18 protein-coding genes are annotated in these 21,079 nt (G+C 62.6%); 6 read left to right on the plus strand and 12 right to left on the minus strand.

Features of this window, described 5'->3' with window-relative positions; genetic code table 11:
* Nucleotides 1–136: 136 nt before the first annotated feature.
* On the plus strand, nt 137–763 hold the full coding sequence (locus AACH87_RS11040; protein WP_338794472.1) for a Maf family protein: 627 nt from the start codon (nt 137–139) through the stop codon (nt 761–763).
* A gap of 46 nt (nt 764–809) precedes the next feature.
* Complete coding sequence (gene rng / locus AACH87_RS11045; protein WP_338798929.1) at nt 810–2,300, plus strand: ribonuclease G; 1,491 nt, start codon at nt 810–812, stop codon at nt 2,298–2,300.
* A gap of 12 nt (nt 2,301–2,312) precedes the next feature.
* Here rng and AACH87_RS11050 read toward each other — a convergent pair whose 3' ends face one another.
* The 11 genes from AACH87_RS11050 to lptF all read right to left on the minus strand — a co-directional run bounded on the left by AACH87_RS11050 (nt 2,313) and on the right by lptF (nt 15,793).
* Nucleotides 2,313–3,020 (minus strand): response regulator, encoded by a 708-nt coding sequence (locus tag AACH87_RS11050; protein WP_338794473.1) that lies wholly within the window; start codon nt 3,018–3,020, stop codon nt 2,313–2,315.
* 21 nt (nt 3,021–3,041) lie between these two features.
* Nucleotides 3,042–5,768: a sensor histidine kinase KdpD gene (locus tag AACH87_RS11055; protein ID WP_338794474.1), complete on the minus strand. Its 2,727-nt coding sequence runs from the start codon at nt 5,766–5,768 to the stop codon at nt 3,042–3,044.
* Nucleotides 5,769–5,835: 67 nt separating this feature from the next.
* Nucleotides 5,836–6,453, minus strand: a complete 618-nt coding sequence (gene kdpC, locus AACH87_RS11060) for a potassium-transporting ATPase subunit KdpC (protein ID WP_338794475.1) — start codon at nt 6,451–6,453, stop codon at nt 5,836–5,838.
* Nucleotides 6,454–6,504: 51 nt separating this feature from the next.
* The gene (gene kdpB, locus AACH87_RS11065; protein ID WP_338794476.1) at nt 6,505–8,571 is read right to left on the minus strand and encodes a potassium-transporting ATPase subunit KdpB; all 2,067 of its coding nucleotides are present in this window, start codon (nt 8,569–8,571) and stop codon (nt 6,505–6,507) included.
* A gap of 21 nt (nt 8,572–8,592) precedes the next feature.
* Nucleotides 8,593–10,386, minus strand: a complete 1,794-nt coding sequence (gene kdpA / locus AACH87_RS11070) for a potassium-transporting ATPase subunit KdpA (RefSeq protein WP_338794477.1) — start codon at nt 10,384–10,386, stop codon at nt 8,593–8,595.
* Nucleotides 10,383–10,478, minus strand: coding sequence for a K(+)-transporting ATPase subunit F (gene kdpF / locus AACH87_RS11075; RefSeq protein WP_044394814.1), 96 nt, complete (start codon nt 10,476–10,478; stop codon nt 10,383–10,385). The genes kdpA and kdpF overlap by 4 nt, the downstream gene beginning before the upstream one ends.
* Nucleotides 10,479–10,778: 300 nt before the next feature.
* Nucleotides 10,779–11,951, minus strand: coding sequence for a pyridoxal phosphate-dependent aminotransferase (locus tag AACH87_RS11080; RefSeq protein WP_338794479.1), 1,173 nt, complete (start codon nt 11,949–11,951; stop codon nt 10,779–10,781).
* A gap of 94 nt (nt 11,952–12,045) precedes the next feature.
* Nucleotides 12,046–12,987, minus strand: coding sequence for a CysB family HTH-type transcriptional regulator (locus AACH87_RS11085; RefSeq protein ID WP_338794480.1), 942 nt, complete (start codon nt 12,985–12,987; stop codon nt 12,046–12,048).
* 109 nt (nt 12,988–13,096) lie between these two features.
* Nucleotides 13,097–13,474 (minus strand): CbiX/SirB N-terminal domain-containing protein, encoded by a 378-nt coding sequence (locus AACH87_RS11090; RefSeq protein WP_338794481.1) that lies wholly within the window; start codon nt 13,472–13,474, stop codon nt 13,097–13,099.
* A gap of 115 nt (nt 13,475–13,589) precedes the next feature.
* The gene (gene lptG, locus AACH87_RS11095; RefSeq protein WP_338794482.1) at nt 13,590–14,702 is read right to left on the minus strand and encodes an LPS export ABC transporter permease LptG; all 1,113 of its coding nucleotides are present in this window, start codon (nt 14,700–14,702) and stop codon (nt 13,590–13,592) included.
* Nucleotides 14,699–15,793 carry an LPS export ABC transporter permease LptF gene (gene lptF / locus AACH87_RS11100; RefSeq protein WP_338794483.1) on the minus strand — a complete coding sequence of 365 codons (1,095 nt, stop codon included), beginning with the start codon at nt 15,791–15,793 and terminating at the stop codon, nt 14,699–14,701. Before lptF ends, lptG begins: the two co-directional genes overlap by 4 nt.
* Before the next feature lie 23 nt (nt 15,794–15,816).
* On the opposite strand from lptF, the gene AACH87_RS11105 reads away from it, so the two are divergent.
* The 4 genes from AACH87_RS11105 (at nt 15,817) to AACH87_RS11120 (ending at nt 19,601) form a co-directional block, all read left to right on the plus strand.
* Entirely contained in the window at nt 15,817–17,355 is a 1,539-nt protein-coding gene (locus AACH87_RS11105) for a leucyl aminopeptidase (RefSeq protein ID WP_338794484.1), read from the plus strand.
* Nucleotides 17,352–17,786 carry a DNA polymerase III subunit chi gene (locus tag AACH87_RS11110; RefSeq protein WP_338794485.1) on the plus strand — a complete coding sequence of 145 codons (435 nt, stop codon included), beginning with the start codon at nt 17,352–17,354 and terminating at the stop codon, nt 17,784–17,786. The genes AACH87_RS11105 and AACH87_RS11110 overlap by 4 nt, the downstream gene beginning before the upstream one ends.
* Nucleotides 17,787–18,138: 352 nt before the next feature.
* Nucleotides 18,139–18,339, plus strand: a complete 201-nt coding sequence (locus AACH87_RS11115) for a hypothetical protein (protein WP_338794486.1) — start codon at nt 18,139–18,141, stop codon at nt 18,337–18,339.
* Nucleotides 18,340–18,470: 131 nt separating this feature from the next.
* Nucleotides 18,471–19,601, plus strand: a complete 1,131-nt coding sequence (locus AACH87_RS11120; RefSeq protein WP_338794488.1) for a branched-chain amino acid ABC transporter substrate-binding protein — start codon at nt 18,471–18,473, stop codon at nt 19,599–19,601.
* Nucleotides 19,602–19,726: 125 nt separating this feature from the next.
* Here AACH87_RS11120 and AACH87_RS11125 read toward each other — a convergent pair whose 3' ends face one another.
* The gene (locus tag AACH87_RS11125) at nt 19,727–20,734 is read right to left on the minus strand and encodes a D-2-hydroxyacid dehydrogenase family protein (RefSeq protein ID WP_338794489.1); all 1,008 of its coding nucleotides are present in this window, start codon (nt 20,732–20,734) and stop codon (nt 19,727–19,729) included.
* Nucleotides 20,735–21,079 lie beyond the last annotated feature (345 nt).

The following is a 21,079-nucleotide window of genomic DNA, read 5'->3' on the forward strand; positions in this document are numbered from 1 at the left end:
CTTGCTTCAACCCCGGCACTGGGTTTGACGGCCTGCACTTGCGGCAGTGGTCTTCTGTGTGAATATGCTTCTCTTTTTGTAGCTGCCTGCGCTTATTCCTCAGGCGCTAGCGGCTGTTTTCGTTCAGAATCTGCCCATGCCTGATTTTCTCTACCTTGCTTCCCAAAGCCCGCGCCGCCGCCAACTGCTGGAGCAACTGGGTGTGCGACACGAACTGCTGCTGCCCAACGTGCCCGGTGACATTGAAGAGGACGCCGAAGGCATTGAAGCCGTGTTGCCGGGCGAGAGCGCCGATGACTATGTGACGCGCGTCACGGGCCTCAAGCTGGATGCTGCTGTGGCGCGCTGTGCCCGGCGCGGTCTGCCTGCAGCGCCCATTCTGTGTTCTGACACCACCGTGGCATTAGGCTCCATCATCTACGGCAAGCCCGAGAGTGCGGATCACGCCCGGCAGATGCTGGCTGAGCTTTCGGGGCAGACGCACCGCGTGCTCACGGCCGTGGCGGTGCAGGCAGGCCCGCAGCAAGGCGCACAGCGTTTGCAGGCGCTCTCTGTCTCTGAAGTGAGCTTTGCCGTGCTGACTTCCGCTCAGATTGAGGCCTACGTCGCGACCGGAGAGCCCATGGGCAAGGCGGGCGCCTATGGCGTGCAAGGGCGGGCGGCAGCGTTCATCCCTATGCTGCGCGGCAGTTATTCGGGCATCATGGGGTTGCCCATGTTCGAGACCGCGCAGCTGCTGCGTGGCCTGGGTTTTGCTGTCTAACTTTCTGCGCTGATCCACCTTTCGCCCTGATGCCATGCCAGCTTCCATACAACAAGACATCCTGATCAACTGGTCTCCCCAGGAAACCCGCGTCGCGGTGGTAGAGCATGGCGCGGTGCAGGAGCTGCACATTGAACGCACGCTCGAGCGGGGGCTGGTGGGCAACGTGTACCTGGGCAAGGTTTCGCGGGTGCTGCCGGGTATGCAATCCGCGTTCATCGACATTGGCCTAGAGCGTGCCGCCTTTTTGCACGTAGCCGATGTGTGGCATCGCCAGCCTGATGGCGAGCCACCGGCAGTTGCCCGCAAGACCGAGCCGCAGGTCCCCATCGAAAAGCAGGTGTTCGAGGGCCAGTCGCTCATGGTGCAGGTCATCAAGGACCCCATTGGCACCAAGGGCGCGCGGCTGTCCACGCAGATCAGCATTGCCGGTCGCCTGCTGGTGTTTTTGCCGCAGGACGACCATGTGGGCGTATCGCAAAAGATTCCGGCCGCCGAGCGCGATGCGCTGCGCGCACGCTTGCAGACGCTGGTGGGAGACAAATCCACCGGCGGTGGCGGCGGCTTCATCCTGCGCACCAATGGAGAGGATGCGACAGACTCCGAGCTGGCCGAAGACATTGCCTATCTGCGCAAAACCTGGGCGCGCATCAAGGAGGCATCGCTGAAACAACCCGCGGGCTCATTGCTGCACCAGGACCTGGATCTGCTGCAGCGCGTGCTGCGCGATCTGGTCAGCGACCACACCCAGACCATTCGCCTGGACTCAATGGAGCAGTTCCAGCGTCTGCGCGCCTTCGGGCAGGAGTTCATGCCTGCCGCCACTGCCAAGCTGCAGCACTACAAGGGCGAGCGGCCGATTTTTGACCTGTACTCCATCGACGAAGAGGTGGCCAAGGCCTTGGGCCGCCGGGTCGATCTGAAATCGGGCGGCTACCTCATCGTGGACCAGACTGAGGCCCTCACGACCATCGACGTAAACACCGGTGGCTACGTGGGTGCGCGCAATTTTGACGACACCATTTTCAAGACCAATCTGGAGGCCGCGCAGGCCATTGCGCGCCAGCTGCGCCTGCGCAACCTGGGCGGCATCATCATCGTGGACTTTATCGACATGGCCCGCGAAGACCACCAGCAGGCCGTGTTGTCGGAGTTCAAGAAGCAGCTTGCGCGTGATCGGGTCAAGACCATGTCGTCTGGCACGTTCTCGCAACTGGGCCTGGTGGAGATGACGCGCAAGCGCACCCGCGAATCACTGGCCCACATGCTGTGTGAGCCCTGCGAGGTGTGCCAGGGCAAGGGCAGTGTGAAGACTGCGCGTAGCGTCTGCTACGACATCCTGCGTGAAATTTTGCGCGAAGCACGGCAGTTCAACCCGCGCGAGTTCCGCGTGGTGGCGTCGCCACGGGTGGTGGAGCTGTTTCTGGACGAAGAAAGCCAGCATTTGGCGGGTCTATCGGATTTCATCAAGAAGCCCATCTCCTTGCAGGCCGAAACCTCCATGGGGCAGGAGCAGTACGACATCGTGCTGCTGTAGAAACCGCCCATTTCACGGCACAAACCGGTACCCGATACCCGCCTCGGTTCGCAAATGCCGGGGCATGGAGGCGTTGTCTTCCACCTTCTTGCGCAGGTTGGCCATGTGCACGCGCACATAGTGCGTGTCTTCTGCATGGCCGGGGCCCCACACGGCCTTGAGGAGCTGGGCGTGGGTGATGACCCGGTCGGGCTGGGAGGCCAGGTGGGTGAGCAGCTTGTATTCGATGGGGGTGAGGTGCAGGATCTCGCTGCCTTGCCCGCTGCGCCGCTCCACCGTGCGGCGTGACAAATCCACCGTGATGTTCCCGAACTCAATGACGGGCTGAGCGCTGGCCACGCCAGCACGCTGGCTGCGGCGCAGCTGAGCACGCACGCGTGCCATCAGTTCGCCCGAGCCAAAGGGCTTGACCAGGTAGTCATCGGCCCCAGCGTCCAGCGCCGCGATCTTGCTGGCCTCTGCGCTGCGGGCCGAGAGCACGATGATGGGCATGGCCGACCAGGTGCGCAGGTCGTGGATCAAATCGACGCCGTCGCCATCAGGCAGGCCCAGGTCCAGCACCACCAGATCAGGGCGGCGGGTGCCGGCCTCGATCAGGCCGCGCTGCAGGGTGGCGGCCTCGTGCACGGTGTGGCCTTCGCTCTCCAGCGTCAGGCGTACAAAGCGGCGGATGTCGGCTTCATCTTCAACGATGAGGATGTGGGTGGGCAGGTCTGTCATGGGGATTGCGGGGCCGCGCGGTCAAACTTCGCTGGTGGTGTCTGCATCGGTGCCCAGGTCGGTGGGCGGGGTGCCGCGTGGCAGCAGCAGCGTAAAGCGTGCGCCTGCAGACTGGCCTTGTGCGTTGTGGATCGTATCGCCCCGGATGCTGCCGCCGTGCGCCTGCACGATAGCGCGGCAGATGGCCAGCCCCAGGCCCACGCCGGGCGTGGCGCTTTCGCGGGCGCCGCGCTCGAACTTTTCAAACAGCAGTTCTTCGCGGCCTTTGGGCAGGCCCGGGCCTTCGTCGGTGATGGTCAGGGCCACCGCGTCGCTTTGGGGCTGCGCGCTGATGTGGAGGGTGGTGTCTGCAGGCGTGTACTTGGCGGCGTTTTCCAGCAGGTTGACCAGCACACGTTCCATCAGCACGGTGTCGATTTGCAGAAGGGGCAGGTTGTCGGGCAGCGTCACTTCAACCCGGTGCGCGGCGATGGCGGGGGCGCTGGCGGCCAGGGCGCTGCCCACCACTTCTTCCAGTGGCTGCCAGGCCTTGTTGAGCTGCACGGCCCCGGCCTCCAGGCGGGCCATGTCCAGCAGGTTGTTGACCAGCGCGCTCATGCGCTGGGCGGATTGCTGGATGGCGCCGGTCAGCTCTTGTTGATGGGCAGGCAGGGGCGGCTGCACCATGGCCAGCGATTCGGCCAGCCCAACCAGCGAGGCCAGCGGGGTGCGCAAATCGTGCGAGATGGCCGAGAGCAGCGAGTTGCGCAGCCGTTCGGACTCGATCTGTACCGTGCTCTTTTGCGCCACGTCGATGTAGTGGATGCGTTCGAGCGAAATGGCCAGCAGCGAGGCGCAGGTCTGCAGCAGGCGGCGCGGTTCCACGCCCGGCACTTGGCTTTGCGGCATGGCCACGACCAGCACGCCACGGATGCGCATGGGCGCCTTGAGCGGCAGCACCAGCGTGGGGCTGGAGTGCAAGGTGTCCGTGCCACGGCCTGCGGGCTCGCCGCGCTCAAACGCCCATTGCGCCACGGCCATGTCCACGGGGGCGGTGCCTCCGGGCAGCACCTGCAGGCGGTTGTCATCGTCGGCCACCACCAGCGTGCTGCCAGCGCTGAACTCGCCCGTGATGAAGCGTGCGCCAATCTCGGCCACCTGCTCGGGCAGCAGGGCGGCAGACAGGTCACGCGCCATGTCGTACAGGCTGCGCACGCGGTGCTCGCGCTCGGTGGCGGCTTCGGCCTGAACCTTGAGCCCGGCGGTGAGCTGGCCCACCACCAGGGCCACCACCAGCATCACAGCAAAGGTGACGATGTACTGCGCGTCGCTCACCGCAAAGTTGAAGCGGGGCGGCACAAAGAAAAAGTCAAAGAACCCCACGCCCAGGAACGCCGCCATGATGGCCGGGCCGCGACCAAAACGCAGCGCCACGCCCACCACCACCAGCAAAAACAGCATGACGATGTTGGTCAGCTCCAGCACGTTGGCCAGCGGCGTCGCAATGACGGCGGCCACGCAGCAGGCGAGCGCGGCGGCGATATAGCCCGGCCAGAACGCCGCGCGAGGGGCTGCGGTGCTGGTGCGGGGGGCTTTCCGGTCTGTAGCGGCATCACGGCCAGGCAGTGTGCCCACCTGCAGCAGGTCCAGGTCGCTGGCACTTTGTCCGATCTGCTCGGCCAGCGTGGTCTGCCACGGCCAGCGCCGGGTGCTGCGCCCCATGACCACGCGCACCAGGTTGTGTTCGCGCGCATAGCGCACCAAAGCCTGGGCGGGCTGCGCGGCGGGCAGCACCGCGCAGGCGGCGGCGCCCAGTTGCTGGGCGATCTTCAGCGTGCGTTCCACCTGAGGGTGCAAGGTGGCCGACTGGCCTTGCTGCTCGGGCGTTTCCACATGCACGGCGTGCCAGGGCAGGTCGAGCTGGGCGGCCAGGCGGGCGCAGCTGCGCACCACTTTTTCGGCGTTGTCGCCCGTGCCCACGCAGGCCAGCAGGGCCTCGCGGTTGGGCCACACAGCCTCGGCCGTGGTACTACTGGCGCGGCGGTAGGCGCGCATTTCGTCGTCCACGCGGTCTGCCGTGCGGCGCAGCGCCAGCTCGCGCAGGGCCAGCAGGTTGCCTTTGCGAAAGAAGTTGGCGGCGGCGCGCTCGGCCTGCTGGGGCAGGTAGACCTTGCCAGCTTTGAGGCGCGCCAGCAGCTCGTCGGGCGGCAGGTCCACCACCACCACTTCGTCGGCGGCGTCAAAGAACTGGTCGGGCACCGTCTCCCACACGCGGATACCGGTGATGCCGCTCACGATGTCGTTCAGGCTCTCCAGGTGCTGCACGTTCATGGTGGACCACACGTCGATGCCTGCGGCCAGCAGCTCTTCGGCGTCTTGCCAGCGCTTGGGGTGGCGCGACCCGGCCACATTGCTGTGGGCCAGCTCGTCCAGCAGCACCAGGCCCTCGGGGTGCTCCGCGCCCCAGGCCAGGGCGGCGTCCAGGTCAAATTCGGGCAGGGTGCGGTCTTTGTAGGGCAGGGCGCGCAGCGGCAGGCGGGGCAGGTGCGCGGTGAGCGCCTCGGTGTCGGCGCGGCCATGCGTCTCGACCACGCCGATGGTGACGGGCGTGCCTTGCGCCTGCGCAGCACGTGCGGCCGACAGCATGGCAAAGGTCTTGCCCACCCCCGCGCAGGCGCCAAAGAACACCTTGAGCCGCCCGCGCTGCTGCTGGGCCTGCTCTTGCTGGATGCGCTGCAGCAGCGCGTCTGGGTCGGGGCGATCCTGCATGGGCACAGTGTACTCGTCAATTTGGAGTCAAATAGACCTCTAGCGCTTATCTATCAAGCGCAAGCAGCTATGGTTTTGGTAGCGAATCAAGCGCCAGGTTCAAGGCCAGCACGTTCACACGCGGCTCGCCCAGCAGGCCGAGCCAAGGGGTGTCGGTGTGCTGCTGCACCAGGGCTTGCACTTGCGCCACAGGCAGGCTGCGGGCGCGGGCCACGCGCTCGGTTTGGTAGGCGGCGGCTGCGGGGCTGATGTGGGGATCGAGCCCGCTGGCCGATGCGGTGACCAAGTCCACGGGCACGGGGCGGGTGTTGCTGGGGTCGGCAGCGCGCAGTGCGTCAATGCGGGCTTTGACCGCTTCGGCCAGCGCCGGGTTGGTGGGGCCCAGGTTGGAGCCACCCGAGGCCGATGCGTTGTAGGGCATGGGCGCGGTGGCCGAGGTGCGGCCCCAGAAGTGGCCGGGCTCGGTGAACGACTGGCCGATCAGCTCGGAGCCTACCGCCTTGCCACCCTGGGTGATCAAGCTGCCGTTGGCCTGGTGCGGGAAGGCCGTTTGCGCCACGCCGGTCACGGCCAGCGGATAGAGCAGGCCGGTGATGAGGGACAGCACGGCGAACAATGTGAGGGCGGGGCGCAAGATGCCGCCGGTGCTGGCGGGCAAGTCATCGCGGGGGATACGGATAGGCATACGTTTTTCCTTGTCAGTGATGAGGGCGCTGTGTTGGCGAGTGGGCTGCGATCAGGTCAACCCGGCTGCGGCCAACACCATGTCAATCAACTTGATGCCAATGAACGGCACCACCATGCCCCCCAGCCCGTAGATGGCCAGGTTGCGGCGCAGCAGCGCGGCGGCGCCCACGGCGCGGTAAGCCACGCCTTTGAGGGCCAGCGGGATCAAAAAGATGATGATCAGTGCGTTGAAAACCACGGCGGACAGGATGGCCGACGAGGGGCTGGCCAGGTGCATGAAGTTCAGGGCCGACAACTGCGGGTAGGTGGTGACGAACGCCGCCGGGATGATGGCGAAGTACTTGGCAATGTCGTTGGCGATGCTGAAGGTGGTGAGTGAGCCGCGTGTCATCAGCATTTGCTTGCCGGTCTCCACGATCTCGATGAGCTTGGTGGGGTTGCTGTCCAGGTCCACCATGTTGCCCGCCTCTTTGGCGGCCTGGGTGCCGGTGTTCATGGCCACGGCCACATCGGCCTGGGCGAGGGCGGGGGCATCGTTGGTGCCATCACCCGTCATGGCCACCAGCTGGCCATTGGCCTGGTAGCTGCGGATGAGCTGCAGCTTGGCTTCGGGCGTGGCCTCAGCCAGAAAGTCGTCCACACCCGCCTCGGCGGCAATGGCGGCAGCCGTCAGGCGGTTATCGCCGGTCACCATCACGGTCTTGATACCCATGCGGCGCAGCTCGGCAAAGCGCTCTTTGATGCCGCCCTTGACGACATCCTTCAGCTCCACCACGCCCAGCACATGGGCGCCATCGGCCACCACCAGCGGCGTGCTGCCACGGCGCGATACATCGTCCACAGCCGTCTGCACGGCTGTGGGGAAGCGACCGCCCAGTGCCTCCACATGCTTGCGGATGGCATCGGCCGCACCCTTGCGCAGCAGGCGGGGGCCGGGCAAGTCCACGCCACTCATGCGCGTTTGCGCCGTGAAGGGCACAAACACGGCCTGCAGGCTGGTAAGGTCACGTTCGCGCAGGTTGAACTTCTGCTTGGCCAGCACCACGATGCTCCGGCCTTCGGGGGTTTCGTCGGCCAGCGACGCCAACTGGGCGGCATCGGCCAAAGCGGCATCGGTCACTCCGGGCGCAGACACGAACTGGCTGGCCTGCCGGTTGCCCAAGGTGATGGTGCCGGTCTTGTCCAGCAGCAGCACGTCCACGTCGCCTGCCGCCTCCACTGCGCGGCCCGAGGTGGCGATCACATTGGCCTGCATCATCCGGCTCATGCCTGCCACGCCAATGGCGCTGAGCAGGCCGGCGATGGTGGTGGGGATCAGGCACACCAACAGGGCCACCAGCACCACCAGGCTCACGGGCTCGCCCGCGCCGCTGGCCTGCACGCTGAACAGCGAGAACGGCAGCAGCGTGACCACTACGCCCAGGAACACGATGGTCAGCGCCACCAGCAGGATGGTCAGCGCGATCTCATTGGGGGTCTTGTGGCGCTTGGCGTTCTCCACCATGGCGATCATGCGGTCCACAAAGGTCTCGCCGGGGTTCACGGCTACGCGCACCACGATCCAGTCGGACAGCACGCGGGTGCCGCCGGTCACGGCGCTGAAGTCGCCGCCGGATTCGCGGATCACCGGGGCGGATTCGCCCGTGATGGCGCTTTCGTCCACCGAGGCCACGCCGTCGATCACCTCGCCATCGGCGGGGATGGTGTCACCAGCTTCCACCAGCACCACATCGCCCTTGCGCAGATTGGCTGCCTCCAGCGGCAGCCAGGTCATTTCGGTGCGTGGGGTGGTGCGGTCAAACTGGCCGTCGAGCTTTTTCGCCCAGGTCTGCTTTTTCAGGCCGCGCAGCGAGGCCGCCTGGGCCTTGCTGCGGCCCTCGGCCATGGCCTCGGCAAAGTTGGCGAACAGCACGGTGAACCATAGCCACAGGGCCACGGCAGCAGTGAAGCCCTCGGGCTTGCTTACGGCCAGCGCGGTGGTGAAGGCGCTGCCCACGTACACCACAAACATCACCGGGTTGCGCCATTGCACGCGCGGGTCCAGCTTTTTGAAGGCCTCCAGCAGCGCGGGGCGCACCAGGGCGGGGTCGAACAGGGTCAATGTCTTGCGAGTCATCACAATCTCCGTGCCATTTCTTTAGCGTGTGGTCAGCACCAGGTGCTCAACCACCGGGCCCAGCGCCAGGGCAGGCACATAGTTCAGCAAGCCCACCAGCAGCACCACGCCTGCCAGCAGCGCTACAAACAGCGGGCCGTGCGTGGGCAAGGTGCCATCGGTGGCGGTGGCGCGCTTCTTGGCGGCCAATGATCCGGCCATGGCCAGCACCGGCACGATCACGCCAAAGCGGCCCAGCCACATGGCCACGGCCAGCAGCACGTTGTAGAAGGGCGTGTTGGCCGACAGGCCTGCAAAGGCGCTGCCGTTGTTGTTGGCGGCGGAAGACAGCGCATAGAGCACCTGGCTGAAGCCGTGCGCGCCGGGGTTGGAGAGGCCTGCGCGGCCCGCCTCGCTCATCACCGCCACGGCGGTGCCCAGCAGCACCAGCAGGGGAGTGACGAGGATGGCGATGGCAACGAGCTTCATCTCGTGCGTCTCGATCTTCTTGCCCAGGTACTCGGGCGTGCGGCCAATCATCAGCCCGGCGATGAAAACAGCCATGATGGCGAACACCAGCATGCCGTACAGGCCCGAGCCCACGCCGCCAAACACCACCTCGCCCATCTGCATCAGCACCATGGGCACCATGCCGCCCAGGGGCGTGAAGCTGTCGTGCATGGCAATCACCGCACCGCAGCTGGCGGCTGTGGTAATGACGGCGAACAGGGCTGAGGTTGCGATGCCGAAGCGCGTTTCCTTGCCTTCCATGTTGCCGCCCGCCTGCAGGGCGCTGGCAGCCTGGTCCACACCCAGCGATGTGAGCAGCGGGTTGCCCTGTTGCTCAAAGGCAGTGGCTGCTACCACGGCCACCACAAACAGCAAACTCATCGTGGCCAGAATCGTCCAGCCCTGGCGCTCATCGCCCACCATGCGGCCAAACACCAGGCACAGCGCGGCGGGAATGAGGAAGATGGCCAGCATCTGCAGCAGGTTGCTGGCGGCCGAGGGGTTCTCGAACGGTTGGGCCGAGTTGGCGTTGAAGAACCCGCCGCCGTTGGTGCCCAGCATCTTGATGGCCAGCTGCGAGGCCACGGGGCCCATGGCCAGGGTTTGGGTGGTTTGTGTGGCGGGCTCGGTGACTGGAGCACCCTGGGCGTCGAGCACGGGTTGACCCGCGCTATCGAGCTTGGGTGCGTCGTAGCGCACGGGCTCCAGCGTCTGTACTTCGGTGTACGGAGACAGGTTCTGGATCACGCCCTGGCCTGCAAACACCACGGCCAGTACCAGCGACAGGGGCAGCAGCACCCACAGCGTGGCGCGGGTCAGATCGGCCCACACGTTGCCAATGCTCTGCGCTGAGTGCCGCGCAAACCCGCGCAACAGCGCAACGACGGCCACCAGGCCCGTCGCGGCAGACAGAAAGTTCTGCACCGTCAGCGCCAACATCTGCGTGAGGTAGCTCATGGTGTTCTCGCCGCCATAGCCTTGCCAGTTGGTGTTGGTGACAAAACTGATGGCCGTGTTGAAGGCCGACTCGGGTGCCACCGCAGCCATGCCCTGCGGGTTGAGTGGCAGCACCGCTTGACAGCGCTGCAGCGCATACACCGCCAGCACGCCCAGGCCGTTGAACACCAGCAGGCCCAGCGCGTAGCGCAGCCAGCCGGTTTCCTCATCGGGCCGCACGCCAGCCAGTTGGAACAGCGGCCCCTCCAGCCGTCGCCCCAGGGCAAAGCGACCCGCCATCACCGTGTCGATGTAACGCGCCAGCGGCCACGCCAGCGCCAGCAGCAGTGCCAAAAACACTGCCAATTGCAGCCAGGCACCGGTGCTCATGAAAAGTCCTCCGGCCGCAGCAGCACCGCGACCAGGTACACCAAGAGGCCCGCAGCCAGAACGGCCGCCAGAATCATCCAGCCGCTGGTCATGACCGCCCCCCTTGCGCCTGCTGTTGCAGCCGTACGCAGCCTTTGGCTAAGCCATAAGCGGCGAGCCACAGCGCGCCGCCGATTGCCATAAAAACCCAGTCCATGTGCTTCTCCTTGAGACATGGACCGATGCTAGGAATGCTCGCATCAAGATGGGTTTAAGAGGTGCAAAGCCGGTATCAAGAAAGCATCAAGACAGGCTGGGTTTCAGGTGATACCGAAATCAGGTGCATCAAAAATGATAGCTGCCTGCGCTTGATTCATAAGCGCCGCAGCCAATTTTTATATGTAGTGGGGAAATCAGAGCTTGCGCAGGCGCTCCAGCGCGGCGCGCAGGGTTTCGTCTTTTTTGGCAAAGCAAAAGCGCACCACGCGCTGGTCAAACCCATCGGCGTAGAAAGCCGAGAGGGGAATGGCCGCCACGCCCACTTCACGGGTGAGCCACTGGCAGAAATCGGCTTCGCCCAAATCGCTCACGTCTGAAATATCGACGCACTGGAAATAGCTGCCGGTGCTGGGCAGCAGCTTGAAGCGCGAGCCTTGCAAGCCCTGGCGGAACAGGTCGCGCTTGGCCTGGTAGAAGGCGGGCAGTTGCAGGTAAGGCGCAGGGTTTTGCAGGTAGGACGCCAGACCGTACTGCACGGGCGTGTTCACGGTGAACACGTTGAACTGGTGGACCTTGCGGAACTCGGCCGTCAGTGGCGCGGGCGCGGCCACGGTGCCGACTTTCCAGCCCGTGACGTGGAAGGTCTTGCCAAAGCTGGACACGATAAAGGCCCGCGCCGCCAAACCCGGAAAACGCGCCGCGCTCTGGTGCTCTGCGCCATCAAACACCATGTGTTCATACACCTCGTCGCTGATGAGCAGGATGTCGGTAGGGGCGAGCAGGGCTTCGAGCTGGCGCATTTCCTCGGCCGTCCAGATGGTGGCGCTGGGGTTGTGCGGGCTGTTGATGAGGATGGCACGGGTGCGGGGCGTGATGGCCGCGCTGATCTTGGCAAAGTCGGGGCGGAAGGTGCCGGGCGTGAGCGGCACGCGCACAGCCTTGCCACCGGCCAGCTCGATATTGGGCACATAGCTGTCGTAGCAGGGGTCGAGCACGATCACTTCGTCGCCCGGGTGCACGATGGCCAGGATGGCGGTGATGATGGCCTGCGTGGCGCCCGCCGTGATGGTGATTTCGGTGTTCGGGTTGTAGGCCTTGCCGTGCAGCGCCTCGATCTTGCGGGCCACGGCTTCGCGCAGCACGGGCACACCGGGCATGGGCGGATATTGGTTGTGACCGGCTTTCATGGCCTGGGTCACGGCATCCACCAGCTCGGGCGCACATTCAAAGTCTGGAAAGCCTTGCCCCAGATTGACGGCCTTGTGCTCTGTGGCCAGGGCTGACATCACGGTGAAGATGGTGGTGCCCACCTGGGGCAGCTTGCTGGGGAAGGCGGGGGTGGGTGCAGCAGGAGTGGATTGCGTCATGGTGCGTGCGTTCAGGGGCGTTGGATGTGCGTGGAGAGACGGTGAGAGCGCCGCACCTGCGCAGATGCATTTGCGCAGGTGGGGTCGCTTTCACTCAAAATTCGTAATCGTTGACATGTCCTGTCATGGCACGGGCGATGAGTTCGCGGCTCAGTCGGTCGCTGAGCAGTTCTGCAAATTTGTAAACAAAGTTGCGCAGGTAGGCCCCGCGCTTGAAGGCAACGCGTGCCACGCTCTGGCCAAACAGATGGCCTACGGGGCGTACCACGAGGTCGCCTACGGGGTCATCGCGCATGGCCATCTCGGCGACGATGCCGATACCGAGACCAAGGCGCACATAGGTCTTGATCACGTCCGAGTCAATGGCCTCCAGCACGATGCGCGGCTGCAGCTTGCGTGCGGCAAAGGCATGGTCGATCTTGCCGCGTCCGGTAAACGAGGGGTGGTAGGTGATGAGTGCTTCGTGGGCCAGGTCGTCCAGCCCAATGCGTTCCTTTTGCGCCAGCGGGTGCCCCATGGGCACCACCAGCACGTGCTGCCATTCGTAGCAGGGCAGGGTGACGAGTTCGGGGTAGTCTGCCAGCGATTCAGTGGCCATGCCGATCTCGGCCACTTCGTCAATCACCATGCGCGCCACTTCGTGGGGCGTGGCCTGGTGCAGGCTGATGTTGACCTTGGGGTAGGACTCGCGAAGGCGGGCCACCGGCACGGGTAGCACATAACGGGCCTGGGTGTGGGTAGTGGCGATGCTGAGGGTGCCGCTGTCCTGGGCGCTGAACTGCTCGCCAATACGCTTCAGGTTGCCCACTTCACGCATGATGACCTCAATGCTCTTGAGCACATGCTGGCCGGGCTCTGTGATGCGTTTGAGGCGCTTGCCGTGGCGGGCGAAGATGTCCACGCCCAGCTCTTCTTCCAGTTCAATGATGGCTTTGGAGACACCGGGCTGTGACGTGTGCAAAGCCTTAGCAGCTTCGGTCAGATTGAGGTTGCGGCGGGCTGCTTCCTGGACGAAGCGGAATTGATGCAGGTTCATATCTGATGAATGCTAAAGATTTGCATCATTATGCTGCATTCATCTAAAGAAAGGGCCGGGCAGCTGAACAACCCGTGGCTGAGCTACCCTCCGGCGCTTGGCGACCGACTCACTGGGGCGCTTCGCACGCAATATTGGCCATCAAGGCCGTCATGCGCGGGTCTTCGCCAATGGCTTGCTGCACATGAAATTCCACCGCTGGATGGTCGACGCGCAATTGCTGCACCAGCAGTGGCAGGTCTTCACGGGCATGTTTGCCTGTGCCCAAAAACATGGGAACCACAGTCACGCGCAGGGCTCCAGCGTTCACCAGATCACGCACTGCACTGGGCAAATCAGGCTCGCACAACTCCAGATACGCGCAGGCCACGGGTTTGCTGGGGTGTTCCTTGCGGATGCATTGGGCCACGGCTTCCAGAGGGGCGCGCCACAGCGGGTCACGCGAGCCATGGGCAAAGAGAACGACGGCAGAAGAGGGTGTTGTCATGGTGAAGGCGAGATAACGGGCGAGAGCTTAAGCGCCCGCCGGCGATCATGCGAGGGGCCCCTGCAAAGCCCTGCAGTGGCGCAAGGGCTGCAGGGTTGCCGCGGTCGTACTCGCGCTATCGCCTGAGCACCAGCCACCCAAAGGCCGCCAATGACAGGAGCGAGTAGATCAGACCGGGAGCCGCTGCCGTCAGCCAGGGCGACCAGTTCTGCAGGTTGCCCGCGTAGCCGAACACGTTGTTGAGCAGGAAAAAGCTGATGCCCGCCATGACTCCGCCGAACACATAGCCCGCGATGCCGCCAGAGCGGAAATGCAGGTACGCGAAAGGCAAGGCAAGCACCACCATCACCAAGCAGCTGAGCGGATAAAACACCTTGCGCCAGAACTCGATCTCATAGCGCTGGGCTGACTGACCGTTGTTGTCGAGGTGGCGGATGTACTGGAAAAGGTCCACGGTGCTCATGCGGTCTGGCTTGAGCAAAGAGGCCGCAATCATGTCGGCGCTGATGTGGGTGGGCCATTGCCATTCGGGCAGCTTCTGGTGCTCTACACGAGCTTCCTCGGCACCGTGCTGGAAGAACACGCTGCGCTGGACTTCACGCAGCGCCCAGTGGCTGGGCTCGTTATTCATGACCTGCCCGCTCACGGCGTGGGTCTGAGCTGCAATCCGGCCTTGCTCATCAAATTCAAAAATGCGTACGTCCAGCAGCCCGCCATCTGGCCCCAGGGCGCGCACGTTCACGGCAAAGGAGTGTTCGTTCTGCTTTTCCTTGAGCCAAGCGCCCGTCGCGCCTGCACTGAGCTTACCCAGGTGGCGGACCTTGATCAACTGCGCTGCGCGGTCTGTCACAGGTGCCAGGTAGTCGCCTACGGCAAATGTCACCAGCACAAAGAAACACCCCAAACTGAGCAAGGTGCGCAATGCAAGCCAAGGGCCCATGCCGCTGGTGCGCATGATGGTGAATTCGGAGCTTTGCGCCAGCCGCGCCATCACAAAGATGGTGCCGATCAGCACGGTGATGGGCAAAAGTTCGTAGAGGTGGCTCGGAATGCTGAGCGCCACAAAGAGCAAGGCATGCGAGAGCTGGTAACCGTCCGACCCGGCCCGACCAATCCACCGCAGTTCATCGATCAGGTCAAAGAAAAAGAAGAGTGCCAGAAAGCCGATCGTGACGAACATGACGGCAAAGACGGCTTCCCTGTGAATGAGTCTGCGCAGGGTATTCATGCCGCAGTCCTTTTTGCCAGAAGACGAGCAGGGGTCCAGTGGTTGTGCCGAATGGCCAGCACCAATGCGCCGATGGCCAGCGTGCCCGCGTGCAGTGCAATCATGAATCCCACCAGCCCCACACGATCGGAACCCACCCAGCTTTGACCCAGAGTCATCATGTTGTAGTACACGATGAATGCGAACAGAGCGAGCACCATGCTGGTGCTGCGTGCGGCCCGTGGGTTGGCGCTGGCCAGTGCCAAGCCCAGAATCACAAAATTGAGTGCGGCAAAGGCCAGACCGAGACGCCAGCCCAGCTCAGCAAGATGTACAGGCACGGGCTGGGCAATCAACGCCAGGGTGGGTTTGGTCTTGACGGCCATTTCCTCGGCTGCACCGGGCGGGGCTGAGCCGATGCGTGTGGAGTATTCCTCAAACTCGCTGACCTTGAGTCCCGCCTTGTTGCGCGTGGATTCCACACGCTGGCCGTTGATGAGGATGGCAATGCGGTCTTCGCCCCGGATTTCCATGCGTGCGCTGCGGGCGCTGGTCACGGCTTCCTTGTCACCCGAAGTGGTGGCGATGAAGATGTTGTTGCCTGCCTGATTGTCTGGAGTGTCCTTGTCGATGAAGAACACGCGGCTGCCGTTGGCTGACTCCTGAAATTCTCCGGGGGCGATGCGGTCAATATCGCTGCGCTGTTCGTAGCGCGTCTTCAGCTCCTGGATTTGGGTATTGGCCCAAGGCCAAACCGCCAGCGAAAGTACTGCAATCACGCCCATCACAGGCCAGGCAAATCTCAGTAGTGGAGAAAGCAGGCTTACCAGCCCCCGGCCACTGGCAAACCAGATGACCATTTCGCTCTCACGGTACATTCTGGACAGCGTGCTGACCACCGCCACGAACAGGCTCAGACTCAGAATGATGGGAAGCTGCCCCAGCACGGTGAATCCCATGACCAGCATGACGTCGGAGGGATTGACGCTGCCGCGTGAGGCCTGGCCGAGCGTGCGGATCAGCATCATGGTCATGACCACGGTGACCAGCACCACCAGCGTCGCGCCGAAGCTGCGTGCCAGCTCCTTGCGTATAGATGAATCGAATAACATTGGCTCGAAGGAAAACACCGATTATGAACTTTGATCTGAAGAAACTGGATTTGGAGGCCGCTGCGGCCGAGAAATGTGACCTGCTGGCGGTGCTGGTGACAGAGTCTGCCAAGCCGGGCAAGGATTCTGTGTCTCAATTGATCGCCCAGGCGACCAAGCAAGGTGACTTCAGTGCCAAGGTTGGCAAGCTGCTGCAAAGTTATGGCAGCGCTGCGGTTTCTGCGCGCAGACTGGTGTTGTTGGGCGCTGGCGACGGTTCGGCGCGTGCGGTGCGCCAGGCCGCGTTGTCCTTGTCTGCACTGCTGAAGGGTCCTCAGGTCAAGCGGATGGTGGTCACATCCGTGTCCGCACTGGAAGGCGCTGCCGTCAGCGCACTGGTGCAGGCCGTTGCTGAAGCGAGCTACGTCTACACCACCACCAAATCTAAAGCCGAGCCGCGTGCTTTGTCGCGTTGTGTGGTGGGCGTGCCTGATGTTGCCAAGGTTCGGTCCGAGTTTGACACCGGTGTGGCTCTGGTAGCCGGGGTGGAGTTTGCGCGTGAATGGGGCAACCGCCCAGCCAATCATGCAACGCCCTCCATGCTGGCCGACGCAGCCAAAAGTTTGGCCAAGCAGCCGCGCATTCAATGCAAGATTCATGGCCCTGCGGAGGTGGCCAAGTTGGGCATGGGGGCGTTCATGGCAGTGGCCCAGGGAACGGAGCAGCCTCTGCGCTTCATCGAACTGCACTACCGTGGCGGTGCAAAGGATCAGCCAGCGATTGCTTTGGTCGGCAAAGGAATCACCTTTGACACGGGCGGCATTTCCATCAAGCCTGCGGGCGAAATGGATGAGATGAAGTTTGATATGTGCGGTGCAGCCAGTGTGTTGGGCGTGTTCAAGGCGCTTGGCGAACTGCAACCTGCCATCAACGTGGTGGGGCTGATTCCCGCATGTGAAAACATGCCTGATGGCCGTGCTGTGAAGCCCGGAGACGTGGTCACCAGCATGAGCGGCCAGACCATCGAAATACTGAATACGGACGCGGAAGGCCGTTTGGTGCTGTGCGATGCGCTGACCTACGCAGCGCGTTTCAAGCCCGCTGCGGTGATTGACATCGCCACCCTTACCGGTGCCTGCGTGATCGCGCTGGGCGGGGTGCGCAGCGGGCTCTACGCCAACCGCGACGATCTGGCGACGGCTCTGGAAAAAGCCGGGGAGGTTTCGCTGGACCCTTGCTGGCGTATGCCCCTGGACGATGAATATGCCGAAGGCTTGAAGAGCAATTTTGCAGACATGGGCAACGTAGCTGGGCGGGCCGGTGGTTCCATCACTGCCGCCAAGTTCTTGCAGAAGTTTGTGGCAGACATGCCCTGGGCCCACCTCGATATCGCGGGGACTGCCTGGAAGGGCGGCGCCGCCAAGGGCTCCACGGGACGTCCTGTCGGCTTGTTGATGCGGTATCTGCTGACACAGGCAAGCTTGTCTGCCGTGGCAAAGCGCGCTGCTGCCACCCGTGCAACTCCTGCACGGGGCAAGACCCCCAAGCCAACCAAGGCGGGCGCCGCAGCCAAGCAGGCATGACAGAGATCGCGTTCCATTTCAATGCCCCAGACAAGCTGGCATATGCATGCCGCTTTTCGCGCAAGGCACTGCGCGCCGGTGCCCGGCTGGTGATTCATGGGCCTGTGCCCATGCTCGCCGAACTGGATCGCATGCTCTGGTCGCTGTCACCTCAAGACTTTGTAGCCCATTGCATGGACGATGCGGATGAAGATCTCATGACCGCATCCCCAGTCGTGCTTGCGAGCGATCTCGGTCGCTCACCCCATCACGATGTGCTGCTGAATCTCGGATTCGAGGTTCCCACCGCATTTGAGCGCTTTTCCCGGTTGGTGGAGGTGGTCAGCTCCCACGATGAAACTGATCGCGGGCAAGCACGGCTGCGCTGGAAGCATTACGCGGCTCGTGGCTACGAGATCATTCGCCACGATCTGGTTTTAAAAGGAGGTTGATGACATGGCGACCACACCTCCTAGAGTGCCGCCGCGCTTCGTTCCCACACTCACCGAAGTGGTGCGCGAACCCATTCCGGCGCAACCGTCTCCGCCACCAGTGGCCCAGTCTGGTGCAAGCGGTCTGATTTCGTCGCGGGTGGCGCCTTCCAGAACCCCCGCTCAGCCTGCACTAGCCGTCCCTGTGCGCCCCGCACATTCCGGCGCATCGTCGGTGCCGCGACCTGCGGTTGCTCAGACATCGGCAACTCCGGCACACGCGCCGAATCGTTCAGCAGCAGTAGCTCCTGCTGTTGCCACTCGCCCATCGAACACTCAGGTACGGGCCCTTCCTGAAGGGGCTGAAGAGTACATGGTGCACCGCGTGATGCAGCGTGTCGATGTGGTGCTGGACAAAAGGCTGCGCGAAGCCATCGCCACGGTGGTGCAAGAGCAGACCCGATCAGTGCTGCCGCGGTTGCGTGAGGAGATCGAGTCAGTGGTGAGGCAAGCTGTGTACGAGGCTGTGGCAGATGAGCTGGCGAGCACCGACACTGATCCAACTCAACAATGACAGGGTAATCCCTTGTGGTTTCGGCTCCATTTAATCGTGTTCCCTAATGAGTTGGCCTGTAAATTGCGATATGTTCCACTGCGTTGAGACACAAGAAAAATTCTCAGCGTTTATCTTTACTGGAGATTGATATGCAATTGAAGTTGAAACTGACCGTGGTTGCTGCTATCGCAGCTGTTGCCGGTGTGGCCTCTGCACAAGAGCAGGTGGTCAAGATCGGTCACGTGGCTCCTGTTTCCGGCGCCCAAGCTCACTACGGCAAGGACAACGAAAATGGCGCTCGCATGGCCGTTGAAGAGTTGAACGCACAGGGCGTCACCATTGGTGGCAAGAAGATCAAGTTTGAACTGGTCGCGGAAGACGACGCTGCTGATCCAAAGCAGGGCACTGCAGCTGCACAAAAGCTGTGCGATGCCAAGGTTGCTGGTGTTGTCGGTCACCTCAACTCCGGTACAACCATTCCTGCTTCCAAGGTCTACAACGACTGCGGCATCCCCCACGTTACCGGTGCTGCCACCAACCCCAATCTGACCAAGCCTGGCTACAAGACGACATTCCGTATCATCGCGAATGACAACGCCCTGGGCGCTGGTCTGGCCTTCTATGCTGCAGACACCCTGAAGCTGAAGACCGTGGCCATCATTGACGACCGCACTGCGTACGGCCAAGGCGTTGCAGACGTTTTCAAGAAGACTGCAGCCGCCAAGGGCATGAAGGTTGTGGACGAACAGTTCACCACTGACAAGGCCACAGACTTCATGGCGATCTTGACTGCCATCAAGTCCAAGAACCCAGATGCGATCTTCTACGGCGGTATGGACCCACAAGCTGGTCCTATGCTGCGCCAGATGGAGCAGCTGGGCATGGGCAACGTGAAGTACTTCGGCGGTGACGGCGTTTGCACCTCTGAAATCGCCAAGCTGGCCGCAGGCGCCAAGACTCTGGCCAATGTGGTGTGCGCTGAAGGCGGTGCATCGCTGGACAAGATGCCTGGCGGCAAGGCCTGGAAGACCAAGTACGACGCCAAGTACCCTGGCCAGTTCCAGGTTTACAGCCCCTACACTTATGACGCGACTTTCCTGCTGGTCGATGCCATGAAGCGTGCCAACTCTGTGGACCCCAAGGTCTACACACCCGAACTGCTGAAGTCCAACTTCAAGGGCGTGACCTCCACGATCCAGTTCGAACCCAATGGTGAAATGAAGAACCCAGCCATCACACTGTATGTGTACAAGGATGGCAAGAAGACACCTCTGAACTGATCAACAGTTCCGTCTCTTCAGGCAAAAGGCCCTCTGTTCCACGGCAGAGGGCCTTTTGTTTTGTGTTTATCAATACTTCACGCCAAACAAGCAGACAAGTGCTCGCCCGGAGGCTGCCAACCTATCTATCGGCGTACTTGCAAGGCACCGGGATTCACAATGTTGGTCGGTGTGCCCTTGATGAAATTCACCACATTGTCGAAAGCTGCACCGAAATAGAGCTCATAGCTGTCCTGCTCCACATAGCCAATGTGGGGGGTGCAAACGCAGTTTTCAAGCCGCAACAGGGCGTGACCTTGCAGGATGGGCTCGCTCTCAAACACGTCGACCGCAGCCATCCCAGGACGCCCCCGATTCAACGCCGCAATCAGTGCGTCTGGCTCGATGAGTTCCGCACGGGAAGTGTTGACCAGCAGCGAGGTCGGCTTCATGCAGGAAAGGTCTTCGAGCGTGACGATATTGCGCGTCTCTTCATTCAATCGCAGGTGCAACGAAATAACGTCACATTGGGAGAAGAACTCTTCGCGATTGGTAGCTGCTTGGTAGCCGTCTGTCAGGGCTTTTGCGCGCGAGGCTTCGCGTCCCCAGACGCGCACATTCATACCGAAGGCCTTGCCATAGCCTGCGACGAGTTGACCGATGCGCCCGTAACCCCACACGCCCAATGTTTTTCCGCGCAGCACGGTGCCAATGCCAAAGTTGGGAGGCATGGACGCATTTTTAAGGCCTGACTGCTGCCATGCACCGTGCTTCAGGTTGGATATGTACTGCGGCAGACGCCGACTGGCTGCCATCACCAAGGCCCAGGTGAGCTCAGCCGGAGCTACGGGCGAGCCAACGCCTTCTGCCACGGCGATGCCGCGTTCTGTACATGCAGCCACGTCGATATGGCTACCGACTTTGCCCGTCTGTGCGATCAGTTTGAGTCGAGGAAGCTTCTCGACGAGCTGCTTGGTGATCTGAGTACGCTCCCTGATGAGGACGATGATGTCTGCATCCCTCAGTCGCACAGATAACTGGCCGAGGCCCTTGATGGTGTTTGTGTACACCTTGGCGGTATAGGCATCCAGCCGAGAGGCGCAATGGAGCTTGCGCACTGCATCTTGGTAGTCGTCCAGGATCACAATATTCATACCGATATTGTGCCTTGCCCGTACAGCTCAGTGCGTGAAGGGCCGCCGGAGCATTCGGTTAAATGCAACGTGATGTAGCACCTGGCACCTTACTGCGAAAGCGGGACGCCTGCGAGATGAGACAAATTGAAAAACGACATGGATTGGTCCATGTGTTCAACGCGGCCCGTATTTCATTGCAGGAATGCTGGACACTCATGCCTTGCAAGCCGATCCAGCTCTGCACAAACATCTGCCATTCGTCCTGAAATCACCAATTTGCCACTCTCTGGGGGACCGGAGTGGATCACTCGAAGAACCCTGGGTTTTGGTAAATGTGATTGGGTTCTGAGGGGCGCATTGCTC

Origin of the sequence: Acidovorax sp. DW039 (assembly GCF_037101375.1) — a bacterium.
GTDB lineage: Bacteria > Pseudomonadota > Gammaproteobacteria > Burkholderiales > Burkholderiaceae_C > Acidovorax.